The organism is Paenibacillus sp. FSL H7-0350 (assembly GCF_038593195.1).
Classification (GTDB): domain Bacteria; phylum Bacillota; class Bacilli; order Paenibacillales; family Paenibacillaceae; genus Paenibacillus_AQ.
Map to the genome: position 1 here is coordinate 6,782,346 of NZ_CP151972.1, position 21,972 is coordinate 6,804,317.

At 52.1% G+C, this 21,972-nt stretch carries 15 protein-coding genes; 13 read left to right on the forward strand and 2 right to left on the reverse strand.

Annotated features, from left to right (window positions below; translation table 11 throughout):
• The first annotated feature begins 93 nt into the window (after positions 1-93).
• The 11 genes from NYE24_RS30370 (at position 94) to NYE24_RS30420 (ending at position 16,446) form a co-directional block, all read left to right on the forward strand.
• Positions 94-753 (forward strand): class I SAM-dependent methyltransferase, encoded by a 660-nt coding sequence (locus NYE24_RS30370; RefSeq protein ID WP_342477374.1) that lies wholly within the window; start codon positions 94-96, stop codon positions 751-753.
• An 81-nt stretch (positions 754-834) separates the two neighbouring features.
• Complete coding sequence (locus tag NYE24_RS30375) at positions 835-1,299, forward strand: DUF1877 family protein (RefSeq protein ID WP_036692861.1); 465 nt, start codon at positions 835-837, stop codon at positions 1,297-1,299.
• Between the two features lie 45 nt (positions 1,300-1,344).
• Positions 1,345-2,373, forward strand: a complete 1,029-nt coding sequence (locus NYE24_RS30380; protein ID WP_036692863.1) for a CapA family protein — start codon at positions 1,345-1,347, stop codon at positions 2,371-2,373.
• A 162-nt stretch (positions 2,374-2,535) separates the two neighbouring features.
• Positions 2,536-4,257: a sensor histidine kinase gene (locus tag NYE24_RS30385; protein WP_036692865.1), complete on the forward strand. Its 1,722-nt coding sequence runs from the start codon at positions 2,536-2,538 to the stop codon at positions 4,255-4,257.
• Between the two features lie 71 nt (positions 4,258-4,328).
• On the forward strand, positions 4,329-5,888 hold the full coding sequence (locus NYE24_RS30390; protein ID WP_076155048.1) for a response regulator: 1,560 nt from the start codon (positions 4,329-4,331) through the stop codon (positions 5,886-5,888).
• 193 nt (positions 5,889-6,081) lie between these two features.
• Positions 6,082-7,008: an ABC transporter permease subunit gene (locus NYE24_RS30395; RefSeq protein WP_036692867.1), complete on the forward strand. Its 927-nt coding sequence runs from the start codon at positions 6,082-6,084 to the stop codon at positions 7,006-7,008.
• Between the two features lie 19 nt (positions 7,009-7,027).
• Complete coding sequence (locus tag NYE24_RS30400) at positions 7,028-7,957, forward strand: carbohydrate ABC transporter permease (protein ID WP_342477375.1); 930 nt, start codon at positions 7,028-7,030, stop codon at positions 7,955-7,957.
• Between the two features lie 67 nt (positions 7,958-8,024).
• Positions 8,025-9,602 (forward strand): extracellular solute-binding protein, encoded by a 1,578-nt coding sequence (locus NYE24_RS30405; protein WP_179090399.1) that lies wholly within the window; start codon positions 8,025-8,027, stop codon positions 9,600-9,602.
• Positions 9,603-9,711: 109 nt separating this feature from the next.
• Complete coding sequence (locus tag NYE24_RS30410; protein WP_342477376.1) at positions 9,712-12,063, forward strand: beta-galactosidase; 2,352 nt, start codon at positions 9,712-9,714, stop codon at positions 12,061-12,063.
• Positions 12,064-12,192: 129 nt separating this feature from the next.
• Positions 12,193-15,300 carry an ATP-binding protein gene (locus NYE24_RS30415; protein ID WP_342477377.1) on the forward strand — a complete coding sequence of 1,036 codons (3,108 nt, stop codon included), beginning with the start codon at positions 12,193-12,195 and terminating at the stop codon, positions 15,298-15,300.
• A gap of 36 nt (positions 15,301-15,336) precedes the next feature.
• A complete protein-coding gene (locus NYE24_RS30420; RefSeq protein WP_342477378.1) occupies positions 15,337-16,446 on the forward strand; it encodes a response regulator in 1,110 nt (369 codons plus the stop codon).
• Between the two features lie 79 nt (positions 16,447-16,525).
• Here NYE24_RS30420 and NYE24_RS30425 read toward each other — a convergent pair whose 3' ends face one another.
• Together NYE24_RS30425 and NYE24_RS30430 are read right to left on the reverse strand one after the other, a co-directional pair.
• A complete protein-coding gene (locus NYE24_RS30425; protein ID WP_036692874.1) occupies positions 16,526-17,362 on the reverse strand; it encodes a carbohydrate ABC transporter permease in 837 nt (278 codons plus the stop codon).
• On the reverse strand, positions 17,362-18,252 hold the full coding sequence (locus NYE24_RS30430) for a sugar ABC transporter permease (RefSeq protein WP_036692876.1): 891 nt from the start codon (positions 18,250-18,252) through the stop codon (positions 17,362-17,364). Before NYE24_RS30430 ends, NYE24_RS30425 begins: the two co-directional genes overlap by 1 nt.
• Positions 18,253-18,459: 207 nt before the next feature.
• On the opposite strand from NYE24_RS30430, the gene NYE24_RS30435 reads away from it, so the two are divergent.
• Together NYE24_RS30435 and NYE24_RS30440 are read left to right on the forward strand one after the other, a co-directional pair.
• The gene (locus NYE24_RS30435; RefSeq protein WP_342477379.1) at positions 18,460-20,322 is read left to right on the forward strand and encodes a histidine kinase; all 1,863 of its coding nucleotides are present in this window, start codon (positions 18,460-18,462) and stop codon (positions 20,320-20,322) included.
• Entirely contained in the window at positions 20,315-21,961 is a 1,647-nt protein-coding gene (locus NYE24_RS30440) for a response regulator (protein WP_076155035.1), read from the forward strand. Before NYE24_RS30435 ends, NYE24_RS30440 begins: the two co-directional genes overlap by 8 nt.
• Positions 21,962-21,972 lie beyond the last annotated feature (11 nt).

A 21,972-nucleotide genomic window follows, 5' to 3' on the forward strand; every position in this document is an offset into this window, starting at 1 on the left:
CCATGTCAGGCTGCTGCGAGGTTATAGCATGAAACCGGGATTCGTGAATATACTCTCACTACCGAAATCCCCACGAGTAAAGGAGTCCTGGCCATGCCGACACATCCTTACGTCTCCCGTTTTTTTGTGAATACCGATGCACGCCGTGACAAGCTGGTTTATGATTTGCCGGAAGCCTGGTGGAGCCGCCCGTATGAATACGAATGGTGTACGCATTTCATCTCACCGCATGATGTGGTACTGGACGCAGCCTGCGGAATCTCTCACCCGCTCAAATTCTATCTTGCCGAGCATAGCGCTGAGGTGTATGCCTGTGATAAGGATGCCCGGATTCTGTCGTTTAAAGCGATAATGGAGAATATCACCGAGGATGCCGGAGCAGTTGCAGCCCGCCAGGTGGAGGCCGGACCTGTGAACAGGCTGCATCTCGCCCAGGCTGATCTGACCTCACTGCCTTATGAGGATGAGAGCTTTGATACAGTTTTTTGTATCTCGGTGCTGGAGCATCTGTCTGTACAGGAGGCGGTGCTGGCAGTCCGCGAATTCCATAGAACGCTTAACGGAGAAGGTCTGCTGGTGCTGACCTTTGACCATCCGACTGTCAACCTGCCACGGATGAACGAGATTCTGCTGCAGGCCGGATTCCAGTATTGGGGCGAGACGGACTTCAATCTTCCGGCAGATGCGGTGCGGACAGATCAGTGGGGCGGCCTGAGCTGCTTCCGGGCAGTGCTTAAAAAAGCTCAAATCTAGCAAAGTTCATCCATCATTTGGTTGTTTCCTTCCATTGTAGTAGAATAGCTTCAAGGGCATAAGAAAGAAGGAGACAATCTCATGGGGATGATCGGCAATTATCTGGCGGTACCTGCTGAATTACTTCAGTCGATCCGTGCGGAAGAAGTGAGCCTGCACGAAATTGGGCCTAAGCTGGATATTGATAAGTCCTGGCAAGCCCTGCACTATATACTGAATGGCGGACAGGAAGGCAATTCTTCGCCTCTGGGTGCTGTTGTTCCTCTGACCAGTCATTATATCGGGCACTTGTCCGATGCCGAGGTGTTCGCCCTGGAACCGGATGAGGTGAAGCTAACCGCAGAGGCTCTGGAGGAAATAGAAGAAGCCTGGCTCCGGGAACACTACCCGTTCCGGCAGATGATGGAGGAAGGAATCTATCCGTTGATGGATGATGATGAGGCGGATGAATTTTTTGATTATATCTATACTTATTTCGAGGCCATCCGGGAGTTCTATCAGCAGGCAAGTGCGAGCGCATCCTGCGTTGTGTTCTATATTTCCTAGCCACAGTCATTATTATATTACATTAGAAAAAGGGGCTAGAGAACTTTGCGCAGATATGCTGTTATATTCATAATTCTTCTTCTACTGGTCCCTGCCGCGGGGATAAGCGCCAAGGGGGCTGCCCCGCAGGAGGAGATCCGCCTTACGTTTGCCGGGGATATTCTGCTGGACGGCTTTGTCGGCGACCAGATTGCCAAGTATGGCGTTGATTTCCCGTTCGCCAAGGTAGCGCCGGTGCTGCAGAAGGCAGATATGGCTTTTGCCAATCTGGAGACTCCGGTCTCTGTGCGCGGGGCTGCGGCCAGTAAGACGTTCGCCTTCCGCTCCAAGCCGGCGGCCCTTGAGGGATTAAGCAAAGCGGGGATCGACGGCGTGACCGTAGCCAATAATCATATTCTGGATTACGGCCGGACCGCGATGCTGGATACGCTGATTCATCTGGATAAGAACAACATTGGGCACACCGGTGCGGGTGCCAATATCACTGAAGCGTTCAAACCGTATGTCAAGACCGTCAAGGGCAAGCGGATCGCCGTTCTGGGTACAAGCCGTGTGCTGTCAGATCCTTCGTGGTATGCAGGCAAGAACAGTCCGGGTGCAGCTTCCGCTTATACGGCAGAGCCGCTGATGAGTGCAATTAAGAAGTCTGCCAAGGATAATGATTATACGGTTGTATATATTCACTGGAATCAGGAATTCAAGGATTACCCGGAAGCGTATGCCCGGAAGCTGGCCAAGCAGATGATCGACAGCGGAGCAGATATCATCCTGGGTGCGCATAGTCATTGCCTGATGGGCATTGAATATTACAAGCATAAGCCGATCTATTATTCACTGGGCAATTTTGTGTTCAACCGTTCTACACGGGGCGGAGACAAGACCCTGCATTCCATGTTGGTTAATTTCACCATTATCCCGTCAGGGGTAACCAGCAGCATTACGCCGGTCAAAATCATTGGCGGCCAGCCGAATTTCATGGGGGATGCCTACAATAAAGAGACCATCAAGAAGCTGAACCAGCTCTCCTTCAATGCGAAGATTACAGCGGGCGGGGCAGTCAGCGAGAAACTGTGAAGTAAGCCTTAATGAATCGTTTTGTATGAGCCCATAACCTATAAGCCCGGGGAGCTGTTTCCTAATCCTCCCTGGGCTATTTGGCGTGTTCCTGGTATTATCATAAAGACCGTTTCGGAGTAGAATAGCTATAACGAATTCCATGCAGAGGATGTCCAGTGAATGATGCCCAAGCTTAAGAAGTACATGCCTTTCACCTATAAAATGATGATTCCTTATCTGCTGCTGGTTCTGCTTACGGATGTGTTCATCGGCTATATCTCCTATTCCATGCTGACCGATTCCCGGACAGAGATGGCCGAGTCCAATATCCGTACAGGCATGGAGCAGTCGAGGAACAATATCCGCTATCAGATGGACGAGATTCAGCGGATGTCGGACAACCTGTTCGGCAGCCAGCCATTCCAGCGTGCGCTTGAGCAGAAAGGGACGCCGTTTGAGATCTATCTGACGATGCTTGACGAGATTGTCCCCCAGATTACCGCGCCGCTGCAGCTGTTCGGGAACAAGATCCGCTTTATGCTCTACACCCCGAACGCTGATCTGAACATTGTGTCGGGCGATAATCTGGATGAGCCGATTATTACCAGCGATTACTACATTCTGCCGCTGGACGATATTACAGGCAGTTCATGGTACCGCTCACTGAAGGATTCCAAGCGTGATAATTTGTGGCTGCAGATTGATACGGACCAGAAGCTGGGCAATCTCTCGCATGTGCGCAGACTCGTCAACTTCAGTGACTACAAGTCGCTGATCGGGTATGTGCGGATTACGGTATCGCTGGAGGACCTGTTCGGCGGCTTCGATACCTTTCCGCTGGAGGAAGGAATTACGCTGCGGCTGGTGGAGGAGACCACCGGTGACGTTCTGTTCCAGCGGGGTCCGGCCAATAATAGCAGTGCAGAGGGGAGCTTCCTCAGGCTGCAGGAACCGATTCCGGGCAGTAACTTCATTATTGAAGCGATGGTTCCGCATAAATATCTCACCCAGGATGCCGGACGCCTGCGCCGTGTGATTATCGCGGTCTGCAGTCTTAGCTTCCTGGTCATGACCCTGATCGGGTATGTGGTGGCACGGATATCGGGCCGCAAAATGAGCCGGATCGTAGGTCTGGTGCGCTCCTTCCAGGACGGGAACTTCCAGAAGCGCATCCGCTTCTCCGGCAATGATGAATTCGTGCAGATCGCGGATTCCTTCAATGATATGGCCTCCAACATCCAGGGGCTGATCAACAGCGTGTATGTGCAGGGAATCCAGAAGAAGCAGGCGGAGCTGGAAGCCCTGCAGGCACAGATCAATCCGCATTTTCTCTATAATACGCTCTCTACAATCAGCAGCCTGGCTAATCTCGGGGAGATTGGTAAAGTCACAGAGATGGTCCAGGGGCTGTCCCGGTTCTACCGGCTGACGCTCAATCAGGGCAATGTCTATATTGAACTGGAAAAGGAGCTGGACCAGGTGGCTACGTATCTGGAGATCCAGCGGGTCAAATATGCGGATGCCTTCACGCTGCACGTGGATGTGGACGAGGAGATTCTGCATATGCAGGTGATTAAGCTGCTGCTTCAGCCTTTTGTGGAGAATATATTCAAGCATGCCTGGTTCGGTGAGACCATTGCCATCCGGCTGACCGGCAAGCGGGTAGGGGACAATATTGAACTTAAGGTAATCGATAACGGGATCGGCATGCGCCCTGAGGTGGTCAAGCGTATGATGCAGGGGCCGAGCCAGTCAGGCGGGTATGGTGTGAAAAATGTGGACGAGCGGATTAAGCTCAGATACGGCGATGCGTACGGAGTGACAATTGCCAGCTTCTACGGTGGCGGCACAACCGTGCGGCTGCTGCTCCCCGCTGGGCTTCAGGGTGATGAGGAGCTGTAAACCAAGGGCGCTATAATTCGAATAGCTGAGGGACATAGGGTCAGTTACACATACAGGAGGACAAGATTGCGATGAGTATCAATGTATTGCTGGTTGACGATGAAGCGATCGATCTGGAGTGGCTGCGGCGCAGAGTGCTGGCCAGCCCGCTGGATCTTGCAGTGGTAGGAACGGCGAACAGCGGCTTCAATGCGCTTAAGATCATGGAACAGGAGCGGGTGGATATCATCCTGTCCGATATACGGATGCCCATTATGACGGGGACGGAATTCGCGCGGCGGGCCAAGGTCATCCATCCGAAGGTCAAAATTGTCTTCATCAGCGGCCATGAGGATTTCAGCTATGCTAAGGAAGCAATTGAGATCAATGCCTCCGGTTATTTGTTGAAGCCTGTAGAAGACAAGGATCTCTATGACATGCTGGAATCTCTGTCTGCCGCTCTGGAGCAGGAACGGGAGCAGAACCGCTCCTTCACCGAGGCGCTGTCCCTGGTGAACAAGGAGCTGATTCTGCGCTGGTTCGAGGATGCATCGCCTGAGCCGGCGGAGCAGCATCTGCGCAGTGCCCTGAATCCGCTGCTCATGAAGGGGGCGGCTGCAGCGATTATTGAGATTGATGATCTGGAATGGAAAATGCGCGACCTGTCCGAGGAGGATGCGCGTGTCAAGACGCGGCAGATGGCTGGACAGATTAGAGCGTTCGTAGAGAGCGCCCAGCTGGGAACGCTGATTCCTGTCCATCATCACCGGTTCGTCATTCTGTGCAGCCTTCCGCCGGACAGCTTCCTCAGTCTGTTGGATGAGCTGATTAAGCAGATGGCCGGGAGTTCACCCTGCACCTTAACCATCGGGGTCGGGCGTTACGCCCAGAATGAGGCAGGGCTGCATGAATCCTACCAGCAGGCAACGGCTGCACTCAGTGCGAAGTGGCTGCTGGGCAAGAACCGGCTGATCCGCGACAATCTGGAGTCCTCCCCGCGCGGGACGCCGGGGGCAAGGATTGAACAGACTGTTGTGCAGCTGCTGGAGGCGATCATCCAGTACGATCTGGTGGCGATTGATGATCATCTCCTGGAGCTGTTCACGAATGCGGGCAAGAAGGATGTCTATGAGCTGATTATCCGTATCACCTCCAAGCTGCATGCGGATCTTCAGCAGCAGAATGAGAATCTGTATGAGCTGCTCCAGTGGGAGTCCCATCAGCCGGATATCTTGTTCCAGTTCGAGACGATTCACGATATCCTGTCGTGGATGAGACGGAGATTCTTCGAGCTGTCAGAGCTGCTGTATGTGAAGCGGCAACGGCAGAAGCGCAAGCTGATCGACGAGATTATGAATTATGTCGAGGAGAATCTGGAGAAGAAGATCACACTGAAGGAGGTAGCCGCCCACTTCGATTTCACCCCGAATTATCTGGGCTTCCTGTTCAAGGAGGAATACGGGGTTCCTTTCAGTGAATACGTCAACGAACGCAAGACAGGCAGAGTGTTCGAGCTGCTCAGTGATCCGACGCTTAAGATCTATGAGATAGCTGAACGGATGGGCTATAAGAATATCATCTATTTCAACCGTCAGTTCAAGCAGATCACCGGCATGACGCCCGGGGAATACCGCAAGAAGCAGAAGATATAGGCTTTGCTTACCAAACGTTGCCAGCTCTGGTTTTCAAATCAGAGGGCAACGTTTTTTGTTTTTTGGAAAGTATATATATTTAAACGGATCGTTGAAAAAGTATTACTTTTAGTTGATAGCCCTAATCCACACCGGATGGACGCTTATTTATAATAAGTCTATAGAGAAATGGGAATGGGAAAGGGGATTCAAGATGAAACAGAAACAACACGGATTCTGGGATGACGTCAAGAAATACAGATCCTTGCTTCTTATGCTGACACCGGCAGTATTGTTCTTTCTGCTCTTTGCTTATCTGCCTATGTCGGGCATTGTGCTGGCATTCAAGCAATTTGATTATACGGGCGGGGTATTCGGCAGTCCGTGGAACGGGCTGGATAACTTCAAATTCTTCTTTGATTCCGGTGACGCCTGGCGCGTAACCCGAAATACAGCGCTATATAACATTGCATTCATCGTTGTGAACAACGGGCTTCAGATCTTCGCAGCTATCCTGCTGTTCGAGGTAGCGGGCAAATGGTTCCGCAAGCTGACCCAAACGGTATTGTTCCTGCCTTATTTCATCTCCTGGGTTGTTGTGGGCGCGATTGCGTACAACCTGTTCAACTTCGATGTAGGTACGGTCAATGTGCTGCTGAAGGGACTGGGTATGCAGCCAATCGATATTTATAATACGGCAGCCTACTGGCCGTTCATTCTGGTTATCGTATCCGCGTGGAAGACACTCGGCTACGGAACGATCATGTATCTGGCCGCGATTACCAGCATTGACACCGAGATGTATGAAGCCGCCGAAATTGACGGCGCGAATATTTTCCAGCGTATTATGAAAATTACGATTCCGAACCTGATGCCGACCGTCATTATTCTGGTGCTGCTGGCGATCGGTAATATCTTCCGCGGAGACTTCGGGATGTTCTACAATATGGTCGGCAACAACGGCCTGTTGTTCTCATCCACAGACGTAATCGACACCTTCGTCTTCCGCTCGCTGACCACATCCAATGAAATCGGGATGTCTGCGGCAGCCGGCTTCTATCAATCTCTGCTCGGCTTCGCAACTATCATGCTGGCCAACTATGCAGTACGCCGATACGACAAGGATCGCGCTCTATTCTAGGACAAGGAGGTAATGCCCGATGAGTTCAACCACTGCTAATATTAAATCACCGGAAGTACGCAGAAAGCCTGCAAACCGGGACAAAATGGTGCTATCCGTCATCGGATACGTAACCCTTACGGTACTGGCCATCTTCTGTATCTTCCCGTTCATTCTGGTGATCTCTTCCTCTCTGAGTGAAGAGAGCGCGATTATCGAGAAAGGGTTCCAGATCTTCCCGACCGCCTTCTCGACAGAAGCGTACAGCCTGCTGTTCAAGTATCCGGCTGAGATGCTCAGAGCGTATGGCGTGACGATCTCCGTTACAGCCATCGGTACGATCGTCGGATTGTTCCTGACATCAATGACAGCCTACGTGCTGTCCCGGAGAGATTTCAAATGGCGCAGCCGCTTCTCCTTCTTCTTCTTCTTCACTACATTGTTCAGCGGCGGTCTGGTTCCATGGTATCTGATGATCATCAACTATCTGCATCTGAAGGATACGCTTCTGGTACTGATTCTGCCGATGATGATGAACGTCTTCTATATTATTGTCATGAAGTCCTTCATGAGCAGCATCCCGGATGCGATTACAGAATCCGCCAAAATTGACGGAGCCGGCGATTTCCGGATCTTCATGCAGTTAATTGTACCGTTGTCCAAGCCTGCTCTGGCGACCATTGGTCTGTTCATTGCCTTGGCCTACTGGAATGACTGGTATAACGCATTGCTCTTCATCTCCAAGTCGGAGCTGATGCCGCTCCAGTATTATCTCTACAAAATGTTAGGTAACATGGATGGAATGCGTAAGGCGATGATGGCTTCCGGTGCGGTAGTCAACACGGACCTGCCAACCGAAAGTCTGAAGATGGCCATGACGATTGTAGCTACAGGTCCGATCCTGCTGGCATATCCGTTCATCCAGAAGTATTTTGTAACAGGACTTACGATTGGTGCAGTTAAAGGATGATCACAGGGTAACCTGGTTATCAATACAAGACTTGAGGCAACTATTACTTAAGGGGGAAATATCGGTCATGATGAACAAGAAAAAGAAACTTACAGTAACGCTTGCAACGATGATGGCACTAGGGACGGTCCTCAGTGCATGCGGTGGCGGCAATAATAACGCTAATACAGGAGCGGAGGCCACTAAGGCTCCGGCGACATCGGAAGGAGCAACAAATTCGGGCGCTCCGGACACCTCCAAAGAAGTGAAGCTCAAAATGATTCTGCTCGGACCACAGCCTGGGGATTATGATAAGGTCTTCGGAGAACTGAACACCAAGCTCAAGGAGAAAATCAATGCTACCGTAGAAACTGAGTTCCTCGACTGGTCCGACTGGACCCAGAAATACCCGCTGAAGTTCGCGGCGAACGAAGATTTCGACCTCGTGTATACAGCGAACTGGGCCTTCTATAACGATCAGGCGTTGAAGGGCGGATTCCTGGAACTGACGGATGATATGCTGACCAAGTATATGCCGCAGACCTGGGAAGCTATGCCGAAAGTGAACTGGGATCAGGCAAAAGTGGACGGTAAGCTGTTCATGGTTCCGAACAACAATGTTGAAGTAACCGACAAAGTAGTGCTGTACCGTGAGGATCTGCGCAAAAAGCATAACCTGCCTGAAATCAACAGTCCTGAATCGTACGCAACGTACCTGAAGGCGATTGCCAAGGATGAAAAAGGGATTACTGCCTATGGAGCTAAGCCGGCAGACGGCTGGAAATTCCATGAGCTGGATCAAACGCTGCTGGAGCAGAACAACAACTTCAAGGTCGTAGACAGAAGCTTGCTGCCGCTGGCGTATAAGCTGGATGATGCTTCCGGTAAAGTCTTCAATATCTATGACACACCGGAATTCACTTCCCTGCTTCAATATTACAAAGACCTGGCCGATAATGGCGCATGGTCCAAGAACGTAGTCAGCAACAAAAACGATGTATGGCAGGATATTAAAGCAGGCAAGGTGTCCTCTTATGCACACAACCTGGGTACTGTAGCTGCTAACCTGGCTGAAATGCGCCGTGACAAACCGGATGTTGAGCTGGCTATTGCTGACCTTACCCCGGACAAAAAGAAAATTGCTGCGATCTCAACGCAGAACGGGATGTCTGTGCATGCTACCTCCAAGAATCCTGAGCGCGCACTGATGCTGCTCGATTTACTGCAGAATGACAAAGAGATTCACGATTTGACGATGTACGGTATCGCTGGAAGCAACTACAATCCGGAAGGCGACAAGAAGTTCACCGCCGGTCCTGCTGCCGCTAACTACACGGGCTTCTCGAACTGGGGCTGGAATTCCCCGCTGAACCGTCAGGATGCAGCGTATCCTAAGGAAGCGGACGATATGTTCAACACTTGGCAGTCCAGCATCTATCACTTCCCGCTCGAAACCTTCGTCTTCGACACTACGCCAGTGAAGAACGAAGTAGCTAACATCGGCAACGTGATGCTGCGTTATGCGATTCCACTGGAGTACGGATTGATCGAAGATCTGGCTAAAGGCCAGGCAGATCTGATCAAGCAGTTGAAATCAGCAGGTCTCGATAAGGTTCAGACTGAAATGCAGACACAGATCGATGCGTTCCTCGCAGCGCAGAAATAACAGCATAAGCTTACGGGCTGCTCCAAAGCATTAGCTTTGGGGCAGTTTTTGTGAAATTATAGGTATAGATTGTACATGAATCATACATTTCGGCAAAGGAGCAATTCTCATGAAGTATACGATTCAGGCTCATGTGTCTCCCAAGAATATCTACCCGTCTACGCTGCGGCTGGGCGGAACCAGTCCTCAAGGGGATGAGCTCAGCTTCACCAATTATTATATGGAACTGAATGGCAAGCCCTACTTCGCCATCTGCGGCGAGTTCCATTATTCCCGTTATCCTGCGGCGGAATGGGGGAGTGAGATCCGCAAGCTGAAGCTGTCGGGAATCAATGTGGTTGCGACCTATATTTTCTGGAATCATCACGAAGAGCTTGAAGGGGTGTTCGAATGGGCGGGCAACCGCAATCTCCGGCGGTTCGTGGAGCTGTGCCGGGATAATGGCCTATACGTTATCCTGCGTGTGGGTCCGTTCTGTCATGGCGAGGTCCGTAACGGCGGATTGCCGGACTGGCTGTTTGGGCGCGAATTCGCGGTCCGCTCCAATGATGAGGGCTACCTGAAGTATGTGAACCGGCTGTTCAAGGAGATCGGCAAACAGGCTGCCGGGCAGATGTTCAAGGATGGCGGTCCGGTGATCGGCATTCAATTGGAGAATGAGCTAAATGCTGCTGCCGCACTCTGGGAAGAAACCGCCAAGCAGGGTGATGAATACCTGAGTGGCGGCGTTAGCGGTGAAGCGGGATCGGAGCATATGCGTCTGCTTAAACAGTATGCGGTGGATTCGGGTCTGATCGCCCCGATCTATACCAGCACCGGCTGGGGCGAGGCGCCGTTCCTGGAGGATGAGGTACTTCCGCTGTATGGAGGGTATGCCTATACTCCATGGAGCATCAGTGATCCGAACCAGGTCCAGAAGCCAACGCCGGAATATGTATTCGTGAACTTCCATGATGAGCAGGCGCCGGGCGGCGAATTCAATCCGCCGTATCCGCGGACGAAATACCCGTTCGCCTGCTGTGAGATGGGCGGCGGCATGCAGACCTGGTACCTGTCACGGTTCCAGGTGGAGCCGGAAAGTGTCATCGCCATGACCTTAATGAAGCTTGCCGGAGGCTGCAACTTCATCGGGTATTATATGTTCCATGGCGGAACGAATCCGGTGGGAAGAACCGGATACCTGAATGAGAGCACCACCCCGAAGCTGACCTATGACTTCCAGGCGCCGATTGGCGAATTCGGCCAGATCCGCGAGTCGAATCATCTGCTTCGTCCGCTTCATTATTTCCTGCGCCGGTTCGCAGACCGGCTGGCACCGATGGCGACTGTGCTGCCCGAGGGGGCGGAAGCAGTTACGCCGGAGGATGCGCATACGCTGCGTTATGCCGTCCGCACGGACGGCAAGTCGGGTTTTGTGTTCGTCAATAATTATCAGGACCATGTGGAGATGGATACACATGAGGAGGTTGTATTTGCGGTAGAACTGGGAGAGGAGACGCTGAGCTTCCCGCAGCGGAGCAAGCTGACGGTTCAGCCCAAGGCTTCCTTCCTGCTGCCGTTCAACTTCGCGCTGGATGGCCTGAATCTTAAATTTGCTACAGCCCAGCCTGTAACAGTTATTGAAACGGAGGAAGCAGCGACCTACTTCTTCTCTGTGCCAGAGGGTGTTGACGGCGAGTTCCAGATTGACGCGAGTGCCGGTATTCTGGAGGTGAGCGCGGAGACCGGGGACGTAGCAGAGATTGACGGCTACAATGTGCTGATTCCGCATGACCAGTCTTCTATGATTGTGATCCGGCGGGACGGAGCCAGAGAAGTCCGTATCTACGCCATGAGTGCTCGTGAAGCAGCGACGATGTGGGAGCTTGAAGAGAACGGCCGCCGCCTAATCTTCTCACCGGCTCCTCCGGTTCAGACCCCAGGCGGGATGGAATTCATCAGCCAAGGGCAGCATGCATTCACCTTCCGTGAATACACGGGCGAAACCGAAGCGGCAACGCAGTGGAATATGGCACAGGCGGATGCCATGGTCAGCGGCCGCCAGGAGGACTGGTTCCAGGCATATGATGTGCTGGTTCCGCAGAAGGAAGTTGCGGTTACCATGCGCCGGATTCAGGACCACAAGGTTGTCCTCCAGTTGCCTGAGGATGTCCTCGAGAGTACGGAAGAAGTACTGCTGAGCATCGACTATACCGGAAATGTAGGCTATGCCTTCGCTGCCGGACAGCTGTTCCACGACCATTTCTATAACGGCTTGCCTTGGGAAATCGGCCTGTCGCGGTTCCGGGAGGTGCTGCGCCGGGGCGAGATCGTACTGGAGACCACGCCGCGCCGCACCGGTGCCGTCAAGCTGGCCGACGATGCCGCCATGGCGGTGGAGAAGGTGTTCGAGGGCGAAGCCGTTGCCGCGTTCCATAGTGTGACCGCTACCCCGGTGTACCGGATCGGATTAACAAGATAATGCAAGAAGGAAGCACTGTCCAGGAAGTTCCGCTGGATGGTGCTTTTTTCTGTTTAAGTATTTTGTGAGATTTTTATAAGTGCATTAAGTTAGAATGAGAACATCGATGATTTGAACTGGAGGCTGTTTGTGAGAAAGGTAAATATCCGCAGACTTGCGGGAATCGGCATATTCTTCTTTATTATCTTTTCTTTAATCTTCATAATCTTCTCACTGACCCGCCCTCCTCAAAGTGAGGTAAGAGTGAACAAGGGAGTACTGGATCTGTCCAATTGGAATCTTGAGCAGCAGGGAGCCGTGAAGTTGGATGGTGAATGGGAGTTCTATCCGGATGAGCTGCTGAGCCCTGAGGATTTCCGGCTAGTACAGTATGATTCTCCGCCTGACTATTTTAAGGTTCCCGGTACCTGGCGCGGCAAGAATCCCGATGGCGGGATGAGCAGCAGGGGTTCTGGCACCTACCGTCTGCAGGTATTGCTTAGGGATACCAATGAAATACTCGGCTTAAAAATAAGAAGCATCCGAATGTCCCACCGTCTGTTCATTGGTGGACAGGAGGAGGGGGCCAGCGGGCTTCCTTCTACCGACAAAGGTGCGTTTCAACCCGGAAATACACCTTATTCGGTATTTTTTCACCCGGATGCCCGCAAGCTAGAGATTGTGATCCAAGTCTCTAATTATAATTTTGTCACCGGTGGAATTGTGAACTCCCTCACGCTTGGAGCACAAGAGGACATCACCCGGCGCAACATGATACAGATCGGTGCGGATATTGGAGTCATTTTGATCTTGGCCATGTTCGGTGCCTATCACCTCAGCTTCTATTTTATTGGGCGCCAAGAGAAGGAGTATTTGCTTAGCGGATTTTTCTTATTGTTTCTGGCCTTGCAGAACTCCTTGTACGGGGAGAAGGTGTTTCAGCGTCTCCTGCCGTCTGTTCCCTTTGATTTTTCGTATAAGCTGCTGGATGTCAGCCACTTCCTTAGCGCGATACTGATTATTGTGTTCTTTTGTACCGTAGAGTCGCACCTGATGTCGCTGCGCAGGCTGAAGCTGATTCTTACCCCGTTTATGGTGTATCTTGTTATGGTTGTGCTTTTGCCGTACGGGGTGCATATTCGTGTGAAATATTTCTTTATATTCTATCTCTGGATCGTTATGCTCGGCATTGTAGCGAGAATGGTCTATTTATATATCCGCAGGCAGAGTCAAGTGGCAGACCGTGCGGAGCTGATGCTGTTCATTGGCGGTGCCATCTCGCTGATAATCTATCTGATGAATGACGGCCTCTATTCCGAGAATATTGTGCAGAGTAATTTTACAGGAAGATGCGGAGTTATTGCATTTATTGTGCTCATTAATATCCTGCTGGCCGTAAGGTTCTCGAATGCGTATGCCAAAGCAGAGATTCTATCCCGTAAGCTATGGACAGCGAACCAGCTTAAGGACGAATTCCTGATGAACACCTCTCATGAGATCAAGACTCCGCTCCATGGAATTATGAATATGACCTCGTTTCTACTGGAGAATCAGGAAGAGAATCTGCATGCAGGCCAGAAGCAGAACCTGTGGCTGATCAAGGATACATCCACGAAGCTGTCGATGCTGATCCAGGATCTGATCGATGTCAGCCGGCTGAGGCACGGAGAACTGCGACTGCACCAGACTGCTGTTGATCTGAGAGTGGCTGTCCAAATCGTCTATGATATTCTCCGGTTCGAGCTGGCGGGCAAAGAGGTGCAGCTGCTCAACCAAGTGGAAGCTGGTACCTGGGTACTCGCGGATGAGAGCAGGCTGCGGCAGGTGATGTATAACCTGGTTCATAACGCGATCAAGCATACCAGTCACGGATCGATTCAGATTACAGCAAGAGCAGCCGGGAGTGAGGTCTCCATTGAAGTGGAGGATACCGGAACGGGGATATCGGAAGAGAACCATGCGGCGATCTTTGAATATTTCGAGCAGGTGGACAGGCTGCTGCCGGAGGACGGATATACCGGAATGGGGGTAGGGCTGTATATCAGCAGGAAGCTGGTGGAGCGTATGGGCGGTGTGATTCGGGTGGATTGGTCCGAGAAGGGCAAGGGAACCTGCATGGTATTTACACTGCCCGTAGTCGACCCTATTCCCGAATATCAGCAGACTGCCGTATCCGGACCTTATGCGCTGCATGCTGATGTTGATTATACGGTGCTTGATGTACTGGACCGGGAAGGGCAGACCATTCTGATTGTAGACGATGAGGCCTCCAACATCCATACACTGCTGAATATTCTCCGCCGTCATGATTATAATGTGTTGATAGCCTTCTCCGCCAAGGAGGCGTTGACCAAACTGCAGGAATATCAGCAAGTGGATCTTGTCATTCTGGATATCATGATGCCGGGTACATCGGGCATAGAATTATGCGAAACACTGCGTAGCCGCCATTCTATACTGGATCTGCCGATCCTGTTCGCCACGGTTAAGGATGCGCCTTCTGATATTGCGCTGGGCTTCCGGGCCGGGGCGAATGATTTTGTGACCAAGCCCTTTGAGAGCGAGACGCTGATGGCCCGGATTCATAATCTGCTGGCCATGAAATCGTCGATCCAGGAAGCGATCCGGCATGAGCAGGCGTTCCATCAAGCCCAGATCAAACCGCATTTCCTGTATAATGCGATGAGCAGTATCATCTCATTCTGTTATACCGATGGCGTCAAGGCTGCTTATCTGTTAACCATGCTCAGCCAATATATGCGCTTTATTCTGGATATGGACCGCTCCACACTCGTCATTCCTTTGTACCGGGAGCTGGAGCTGATTCAAGCCTATGTGGAAATTGAACAAGCCCGCTTCGGGGAGAGGTTCGACTATAGCAGCCAGGTGGATGATTCCCTGAAGGCCGTGAATATCCCTTCCCTCTGCATCCAGCCGTTCATTGAGAATGCCATCCGTCATGGACTGTTCGAGAAGGAGGGACAAGGTAAGGTTGTCTTAAGGATTCAGGCTGGTGACGGATATATGAAGATCTCAGTTGAAGATAACGGTGTCGGCATTCCCGCTGATCTGTTATATACATTGAACAGTCGAGGAGAGCTGCAAGGAAGCATTGGTATTCAGAATATCCGCAAGCGTCTGGATACGATTCCGGGAGCCAGCTTAAGCATTCATTCGGAAGCAGGCAGCGGTACGAAGGTTACGATCTATCTGCCGCTCAGCGGTGGCGGCCCCGGGCAAGGGGCTTCTGAGGAGTAGGAGTAAAAAAAATTCTGCGTGAAGGAGGGGGCTTCCATGTTTCGGACGATGATTGTTGAGGATGAACGGCCAATCCTGGATTTAATGAAGGTGCTGGTTGGCCAAAATAGCAATTACAGCATTGTAGGAGCTTTTACGAATCCGGTAGAGGCCTTGGCGAATCTGCAGGAGCTGCAGCCGGATATCGTGTTCATTGATGTGGAGATGCCGAGGATGAACGGGCTGCAGCTTGCAGTGCATATTCATGAGCAGCTGGGTCAGGCGGAGATTGTGTTCACAACAGCTTATAAGGATTATGCGCTAGAAGCATTTGAAGTAAGTGCACTTGATTATATTCTTAAGCCCGTCACGCCACAAGCGATTCAGCGGGTCACCGGGCGGCTGTTCAAGCACCGGTCAACCCTCATTCCCGCAGATACCATCAAGTCTAACTTCTCTGTCCGCTGCTTCGGTGAATTTGAAGTCCTTAATCCGGAGGGACTCCCGGTTCATTTCCGAACCCGCCGGACCGAGGAATTGTTCGCTTATCTTCTGTGCCACCCTGGACGGTATATCAGCAAGTGGAAGCTCATTGATTTGTTGTGGCAGGATGCGAAGGGAGAGCGGGGATTATCCAATCTGCATAATACCCTGTACCTGTTAAAAAAGGTCCTGAAAGAGAACGAAATTCCGATGAGCATACAGAAGCTTAATGACGGTTACAGGCTGGACACGGCAAATAAACAATATGATCTCCTTCTGTATCATCAACTGCAGCAGGTCCACAATGAGGGCAGACTGACCACAGAACAAGCCGAAGAGCTCTGTTCGCTGTATCAGGGGCCGCTGCTGGAAGGCAAGAATTACTTATGGAAGATCCCGTTAGAGGAAGCTTACTTCAAGCAATATACAGCAATGGTCCGGGAATTGGCGGCTGCGGAGCTTACAGCTGGAAATGGAGCAGCAGCAGAATTACGTCTTGAGCAATACTTGTCGCTGTATCCGCTGGAGGAGGAAATAAGCTGCCTGTTAATCGGTATGTACCGGGGACGCGGCGCAATGGACAATATCAACAGACTCTATAAGCAGTTTGAAGCGGCTTGTAAAAATGAGCTGGGGCTTGAGCTATCGCCAGAAATCAAGAATGAATGGCTGCAGGCTCATTAGGGTATCCCGCGGCAAAAAGAAAAGGCGTCCCATGTAGCCGTTACGGCTTATAGGACGCCTTTTTGCGGTGATCACAGGATCAGCCCTTAACCGCCCCCGCCACAACGCCCTTCACAATGTATTTCTGCAGGAAGATGAAGACCACGATCGAAGGAAGCACTGCCATTACCATAGCGGTCATGGCATACTGCCAGTCCGAGGTATACTGGCCCACGAAGGTGTAAGCCGCCAGCGTTAACGTCTTCGTCTCCGGTGAACCATTGACCATTAGCAGCGGGAGCAGGAAGTCATTCCAGATCCACATGACATCGATGATCACAATGGTGGTGGTGACCGATTTCAGCAGCGGGAAGATCACGCTGAAGAACAGGCGGAAGCCGGAAGCCCCGTCAATCGTCGCGCTCTCGTCAATCTCTGTCGGGATACCCTTCACGAAGCCGTGATAGATGAATACCGCCAGCGGAGCGCCGAAGCCCCAGTACAGGAGACCCAGTCCCCAAGTGCTCTCCGACAGGTTGAGGTTCTTAGCGGTCTGGAGGACCGTCAGCATAATCGATTGGAACGGGATCAGCATTGGCATAATGCACAGGAAATACAGGACACCGCTCCATCTGGTCTTGGTCCGGGCCAGCTTATAGGCGGCGATGGAGGAGATGAATACGATACCGAGCAGGCCGACACCTGTAATGATAAAGTTGTTCAGGAACAGCCGCGGATAGTTGATGAACTCCCAGACATAGGAGTAGTTGCTGAAGGTCAGCTTCTGCGGCAGGGCGATGACATCGGTCATGACCTCGCCGAAGCTTTTGAGCGAGTTGATAATGGTCAGAAACAGCGGGTACAGGAACAGCAGAGACAAGAGGACCAGAATAACCTCCAGGATGATCTTGCCTGCCTTGTTGTGGTTGGTTGTCATTAGGCCTCTACCTCTCTCCGTTTAAAGACGGTCAGCTGGATGATCGTTACGACTAGCACGGCGAGGAACAGAATGAGCGCTTTGGCTGTACCGTAGCCGTACAGATTGTTCTGGAACGTATCCCGGTAGATATCATAAGCGATACTATACGTAGTTCCGCCGGGACCGCCGCCGGTCAACGACAGGATGACATCGAATACCTTGATCGAATTGGTGAGTGCCATGAACACAGAGATCGTGATCGATGGGGCAAGCAGCGGCAGCGTAATGCTGAAGAATCGTCTCAGCGGCCCGGCACCGTCTACTGTAGCGGCTTCCTTGAGATCCTCAGGCACAGACTGCAGACCGGCAATGTAGATGACCAGATAGAACCCGATCGACTGCCAGATGGATACGCCCAGGATGGAGATGAAGGCCAGTCCCGGTGTCCCGAGCCAGCTGAGATCGAAGATTGCCCAGCCGGTGCTCTCGCCCAGTGAGTTGAAGCCCTGCATGAAGATGAACTTCCAGATGAAGCCGACAATGACCAGACTGAGGATATAAGGGATGAAGAAGGCTGCTCTCAGCCAGGAGGTGCTTCTCAGCTTCATGTCCAGCAGCACCGCCAGCAGAATCGCCAGCACGTTGACTATGATAATGTAGAGCACCGCGTATTTAATCGTGAACCAGGCGGCATCCGAGAAGTTGGTATCGCCGGAGAAGATCTGCTTGAAATTATCCAGCCCGACGAACTTGGGGTGCTTGGAGATCCCGTTCCACTTGGTCATTGAATAGCGGATGGTCATGGCGAAGGGGATATAGAAGGCTACAGCGATACAGATCAGAACCGGGAGAGTAAAGATTCCGAATTCGAATTTCTCGCGCCATCTTTTGCCGGGTGTTTTTAACATGGATGCACCTCTTCTTGAGTTATAGGGTGGGAGTATTAGGCCTGGCTTGCCACACTTAACCATTCCGGTTAGTCTATATTGTGTATTATAGAGCAGACCCTTATCGTCAAAAATGGATTTTAGAGTACAGTTAAGGGTAAAAAGGTGAACGGACTGCGGAGGCCGGACAAGTCCCCAAAACCGGCAGCGGGGAGAGCGGAGAGCATCATGAGAAAAGTGTGGTTTAAGCTGATCGAGCCTTTACTGGCGCGGGTGTCCCGCCGCCTGGCTAACAAGCTGATTCTGTTGTTTACGATTATCATCATCCTGGTGGTCAGTTCACTCACCTACATATCCTATAGCATGCTGCAGCGGGAATCGGTTGATAACAGCATTGCCAGTACAGGCAATAACCTGCTCCTGGTCGGACGTAATCTGGAGAGCTATCTGAGCGGGATTGAGCAGTTGTCTCTGCCTCAGATCTCCTATGATGAGTTCAATTATGCGCTCTTGCATGAATCGGAAGACTACAGCTCCCGGATGTACGTGGAGGATTATCTGCGGAATTTGTATTTTTCACGCAATGATCTGGAGGCTGTCTATCTCTATGTAATCAAGGAGCAGAAGTATTATTATGTCACCAAGGAGAACTATAATATCACCGTCCGGGTAGCCGAGCATCCGCCTATTGATGACCTGCCGTGGTATAAGCGGGCGCTTAAGAGTCCGTATAACCGTTCCTATCAGTCGTTCGTGGAGGAGCAGCCGGCCAGCGTGAACAGCGCCGATTACCCCGTTAACCGGGCCAAGGTGTTCATGGGCTACCACCGGCTGATCCGCTCCATCGTGTCACGCGAGCCGCAGGCGGTATTATCGCTATATTTGAACTCCTCCGTGACCGATGAGATTATGCGGGATATCCCGTTCAGCACCGGAGAGCATCTGATGTATATTAGCCCGGACGGGGAGCCCTTCAAGGTGGACGATAAGGAATTCTACCGGGAGAGCAAGCAGGCGGGGCTGGCGAAGCTGCTGACACCGGAGCAGAAGGGGCGCGTAACCTGGTCCGGCAAGGACCAGAAATACCTCGTAATCTATGACATCAGTCAAAAGGAAGGCTGGAAGCTCGTCAAGCCGATTCCCTACACCCAAATCTATGAGGCGGCGACAACGACGCGTACGTTAAGTGTAGCGATTGGCCTGTTGTTCCTGATCGTCTCTGTGGTGCTGGTCAGCTTCACCTCGAACCGGATTACCCACCCGCTGAAGAATCTGTCGCTCCAGATGCAGCGGTTCAGCACCGGGAGCTTCGATGCGCAGGCTGCGGTTGCAGGCAAGGATGAGATCGCCTACCTGTCGCGCCATTTCAACAAGATGGTCGAGAGGACGAATGAGCTGATTAATGAACGCTATAAAATGAAAATCGTTGAAAAGAACGCCGTCCTAAAAGCGCTGGAGGCCGAGATTAATCCCCATTTCCTGTACAATGCGCTCCAGGCGATTTCAACCAAGGCCCTCAAGAACAACAACGATGACATTGTCGAGATGGTGGACAACCTGGCCCTGACCCTGCGATACTGCATTAGCGGCAAGGATGTGGTGCAGGCAAGGGAGGAGCTGGGGCATATCGAACGTTATCTGGCGCTGCAAAAGGCGCGGTTCGGGAACCGGATGCAGGTGGTGTACGCCTGGGATGAGAGCCTGATGGAGCTGAGAATCCCCAAGCTGTCGCTCCAGACCCTGGTGGAGAACTGCATCAAGCATGCGCTGGAAAAGGTATCGAGTACGGTTACCCTCACCATTGAGGCTCATATCACCGGCACACACAGCGTGATCTCCGTGCTGGACGATGGTCCGGGCATCAGCGGAGAACGGCTGGAGCAGGTGCTGAATTCACTTCAGATGCAGTGGGAGGACCGCACAGCGGACACGGACGAAGAGGACGGCATGGAAAGTATCGGGCTGAAGAATCTGAATACCCGGCTGAAGCTTTTGTATGGAGAAGAGTCGGGTCTGGTCATTCATAGCACGGAGCAAGGAACACGAATGGATATGCGGCTGCCGCGGGGAGGAGTGGGACAACATGTATAGAGTGCTTATTATTGATGATGAGGAGCCGCTGCGCGAAGCGATCCATATCCTGGGGGATTGGGAAGGCCTTGGTGTCAGTGAGGTGCGGGAGGCGACAGACGGGAAAGCGGGACTCGAGCTGCTGCGCCGCGAACGGTTCGATCTGGTGCTGGTTGATATGAAAATGCCGGAGCTGAGCGGAGCCGAGCTGCTGCAGATAGCCGAGCAGGAATTCCCTGACCTGCTGCTGATTGTGATCAGCGGCTATAATGATTTCGAGTATACACGCCAAGCCATCCGCTCGAAGGTGGTGGATTACCTGCTGAAGCCGGTGAACCGCACAGATCTTAACCATGCGCTGCGCAAGGCAGTGGGGGTGCTGGAGGCCAAGCGGAAGCGGGAGAGCGAGTTCATCAACCGCAATATTACACTCAATATGTCGCTGCCGAAGCTGAAGGAGAAGATGTACCTGTCCATCATTGACCGGAGCTTCAAGACCCAGTCCAATGAGGCCTTTCTCCCGCTGATCGGGGCGGATGGGGCGGCCAGCCACTTCGCTGTCGGACTGCTGCGGATGCTTAATCTGGAGCAGGTACGTAAGGAAAGATTCCATGGAGACCGGGATCTGCTGCATTTTGCCGTAACGAATGTGATGAACGAGAACACGGACGGGCAGTTCGAGTCGTTCAGCTTCGCCAGCCCTAAGGGGGAGCGCGAATTCATTGCCATCTTCACCATGAAGGGCGGTTATGAAGCAGATGCGGCCTTCCTGTCGCTGCACCATATGAAGAAAGCAGCTTCTACCTTGAAGGAGCTGTTCGGAATCATCTGTGCAGGCGGAATCGGGGAGCCTTGCAGTGATTCGCTCAGCATTGCCGCCTCCTATGAGCAGGCCAAAGCCTCACTAGATACGATTGACCTGCTCAGTCTAAAGGGCAGCCTGATCGCACAGGGCAGAGCAGTGAATCCGGTATCACGGGATAATCCCTCCCTGACCGGGCGGATGCCGCAGATCCGCAGCGCGCTGGAGGGCGGGAATGTGAACCATGCCCGCAGCATCCTCAGCGAATTCATCCGTAAATGCCAGGAGACGGAAGGCTTCACGCTCGGGGAGGCGGACAGGACGCTACATGGTTTTCTTTTGCTGCTGGGCGAGATTGCTGCAGAGTTGGATGCTATGCCGCCGCAGACCCGCAGCGGAAAGGACGGCAGTCTGGCTTCCCTGGGCGTCCTTAGCGACTTCGCCTCCTTCGGGCAGTTTGCGGGCGTGCTTAACGATATCTTTGACCGTTATGCGGGCGAGATCAGCCGGACGGTGGCCGGAGACCGCAGCAGCGTGCTGGAGAATATTAAGGCGTATATTGATAACCATTATTTCGGGGATATTAAGATATCAATGTTCACGGAACAATATTTCCTGAGCAGAGAGTATCTGATGAAGCTGTTCAAGGGACAATACGGCTACGGCATTCATGAGTATGTGCAAAAGGTAAGGATGGACAAAGCCAAAGCACTGCTGACCGACCCTGCCCTCAAAATTCAGGATATCTCTGAAATGCTGGGGTATAAGGACAAGAACTATTTCAGCAAGGCGTTCCGCAATTACTATGATTGCTCCCCTTCTGAATTCCGGCTACAGCTGCCAGGGGTAGAAAAGTGAAACGGTTACAT

Bases quoted from the DNA above. Each gene is read 5' to 3' on its own strand.
- NYE24_RS30395 (WP_036692867.1), top strand. From the start codon at position 6,082: ATGAAACAGAAACAACACGGATTCTGGGATGACGTCAAGAAATACAGA.
- NYE24_RS30400 (WP_342477375.1), top strand. From the start codon at position 7,028: ATGAGTTCAACCACTGCTAATATTAAATCACCGGAAGTACGCAGAAAG.
- NYE24_RS30410 (WP_342477376.1), top strand. From the start codon at position 9,712: ATGAAGTATACGATTCAGGCTCATGTGTCTCCCAAGAATATCTACCCG.
- NYE24_RS30405 (WP_179090399.1), top strand. From the start codon at position 8,025: ATGATGAACAAGAAAAAGAAACTTACAGTAACGCTTGCAACGATGATG.
- NYE24_RS30435 (WP_342477379.1), top strand. From the start codon at position 18,460: ATGAGAAAAGTGTGGTTTAAGCTGATCGAGCCTTTACTGGCGCGGGTG.
- NYE24_RS30385 (WP_036692865.1), top strand. From the start codon at position 2,536: ATGATGCCCAAGCTTAAGAAGTACATGCCTTTCACCTATAAAATGATG.
- NYE24_RS30420 (WP_342477378.1), top strand. From the start codon at position 15,337: ATGTTTCGGACGATGATTGTTGAGGATGAACGGCCAATCCTGGATTTA.
- NYE24_RS30440 (WP_076155035.1), top strand. From the start codon at position 20,315: ATGTATAGAGTGCTTATTATTGATGATGAGGAGCCGCTGCGCGAAGCG.
- NYE24_RS30430 (WP_036692876.1), bottom strand. From the start codon at position 18,252: ATGTTAAAAACACCCGGCAAAAGATGGCGCGAGAAATTCGAATTCGGA.
- NYE24_RS30375 (WP_036692861.1), top strand. From the start codon at position 835: ATGGGGATGATCGGCAATTATCTGGCGGTACCTGCTGAATTACTTCAG.
- NYE24_RS30370 (WP_342477374.1), top strand. From the start codon at position 94: ATGCCGACACATCCTTACGTCTCCCGTTTTTTTGTGAATACCGATGCA.
- NYE24_RS30425 (WP_036692874.1), bottom strand. From the start codon at position 17,362: ATGACAACCAACCACAACAAGGCAGGCAAGATCATCCTGGAGGTTATT.
- NYE24_RS30390 (WP_076155048.1), top strand. From the start codon at position 4,329: ATGAGTATCAATGTATTGCTGGTTGACGATGAAGCGATCGATCTGGAG.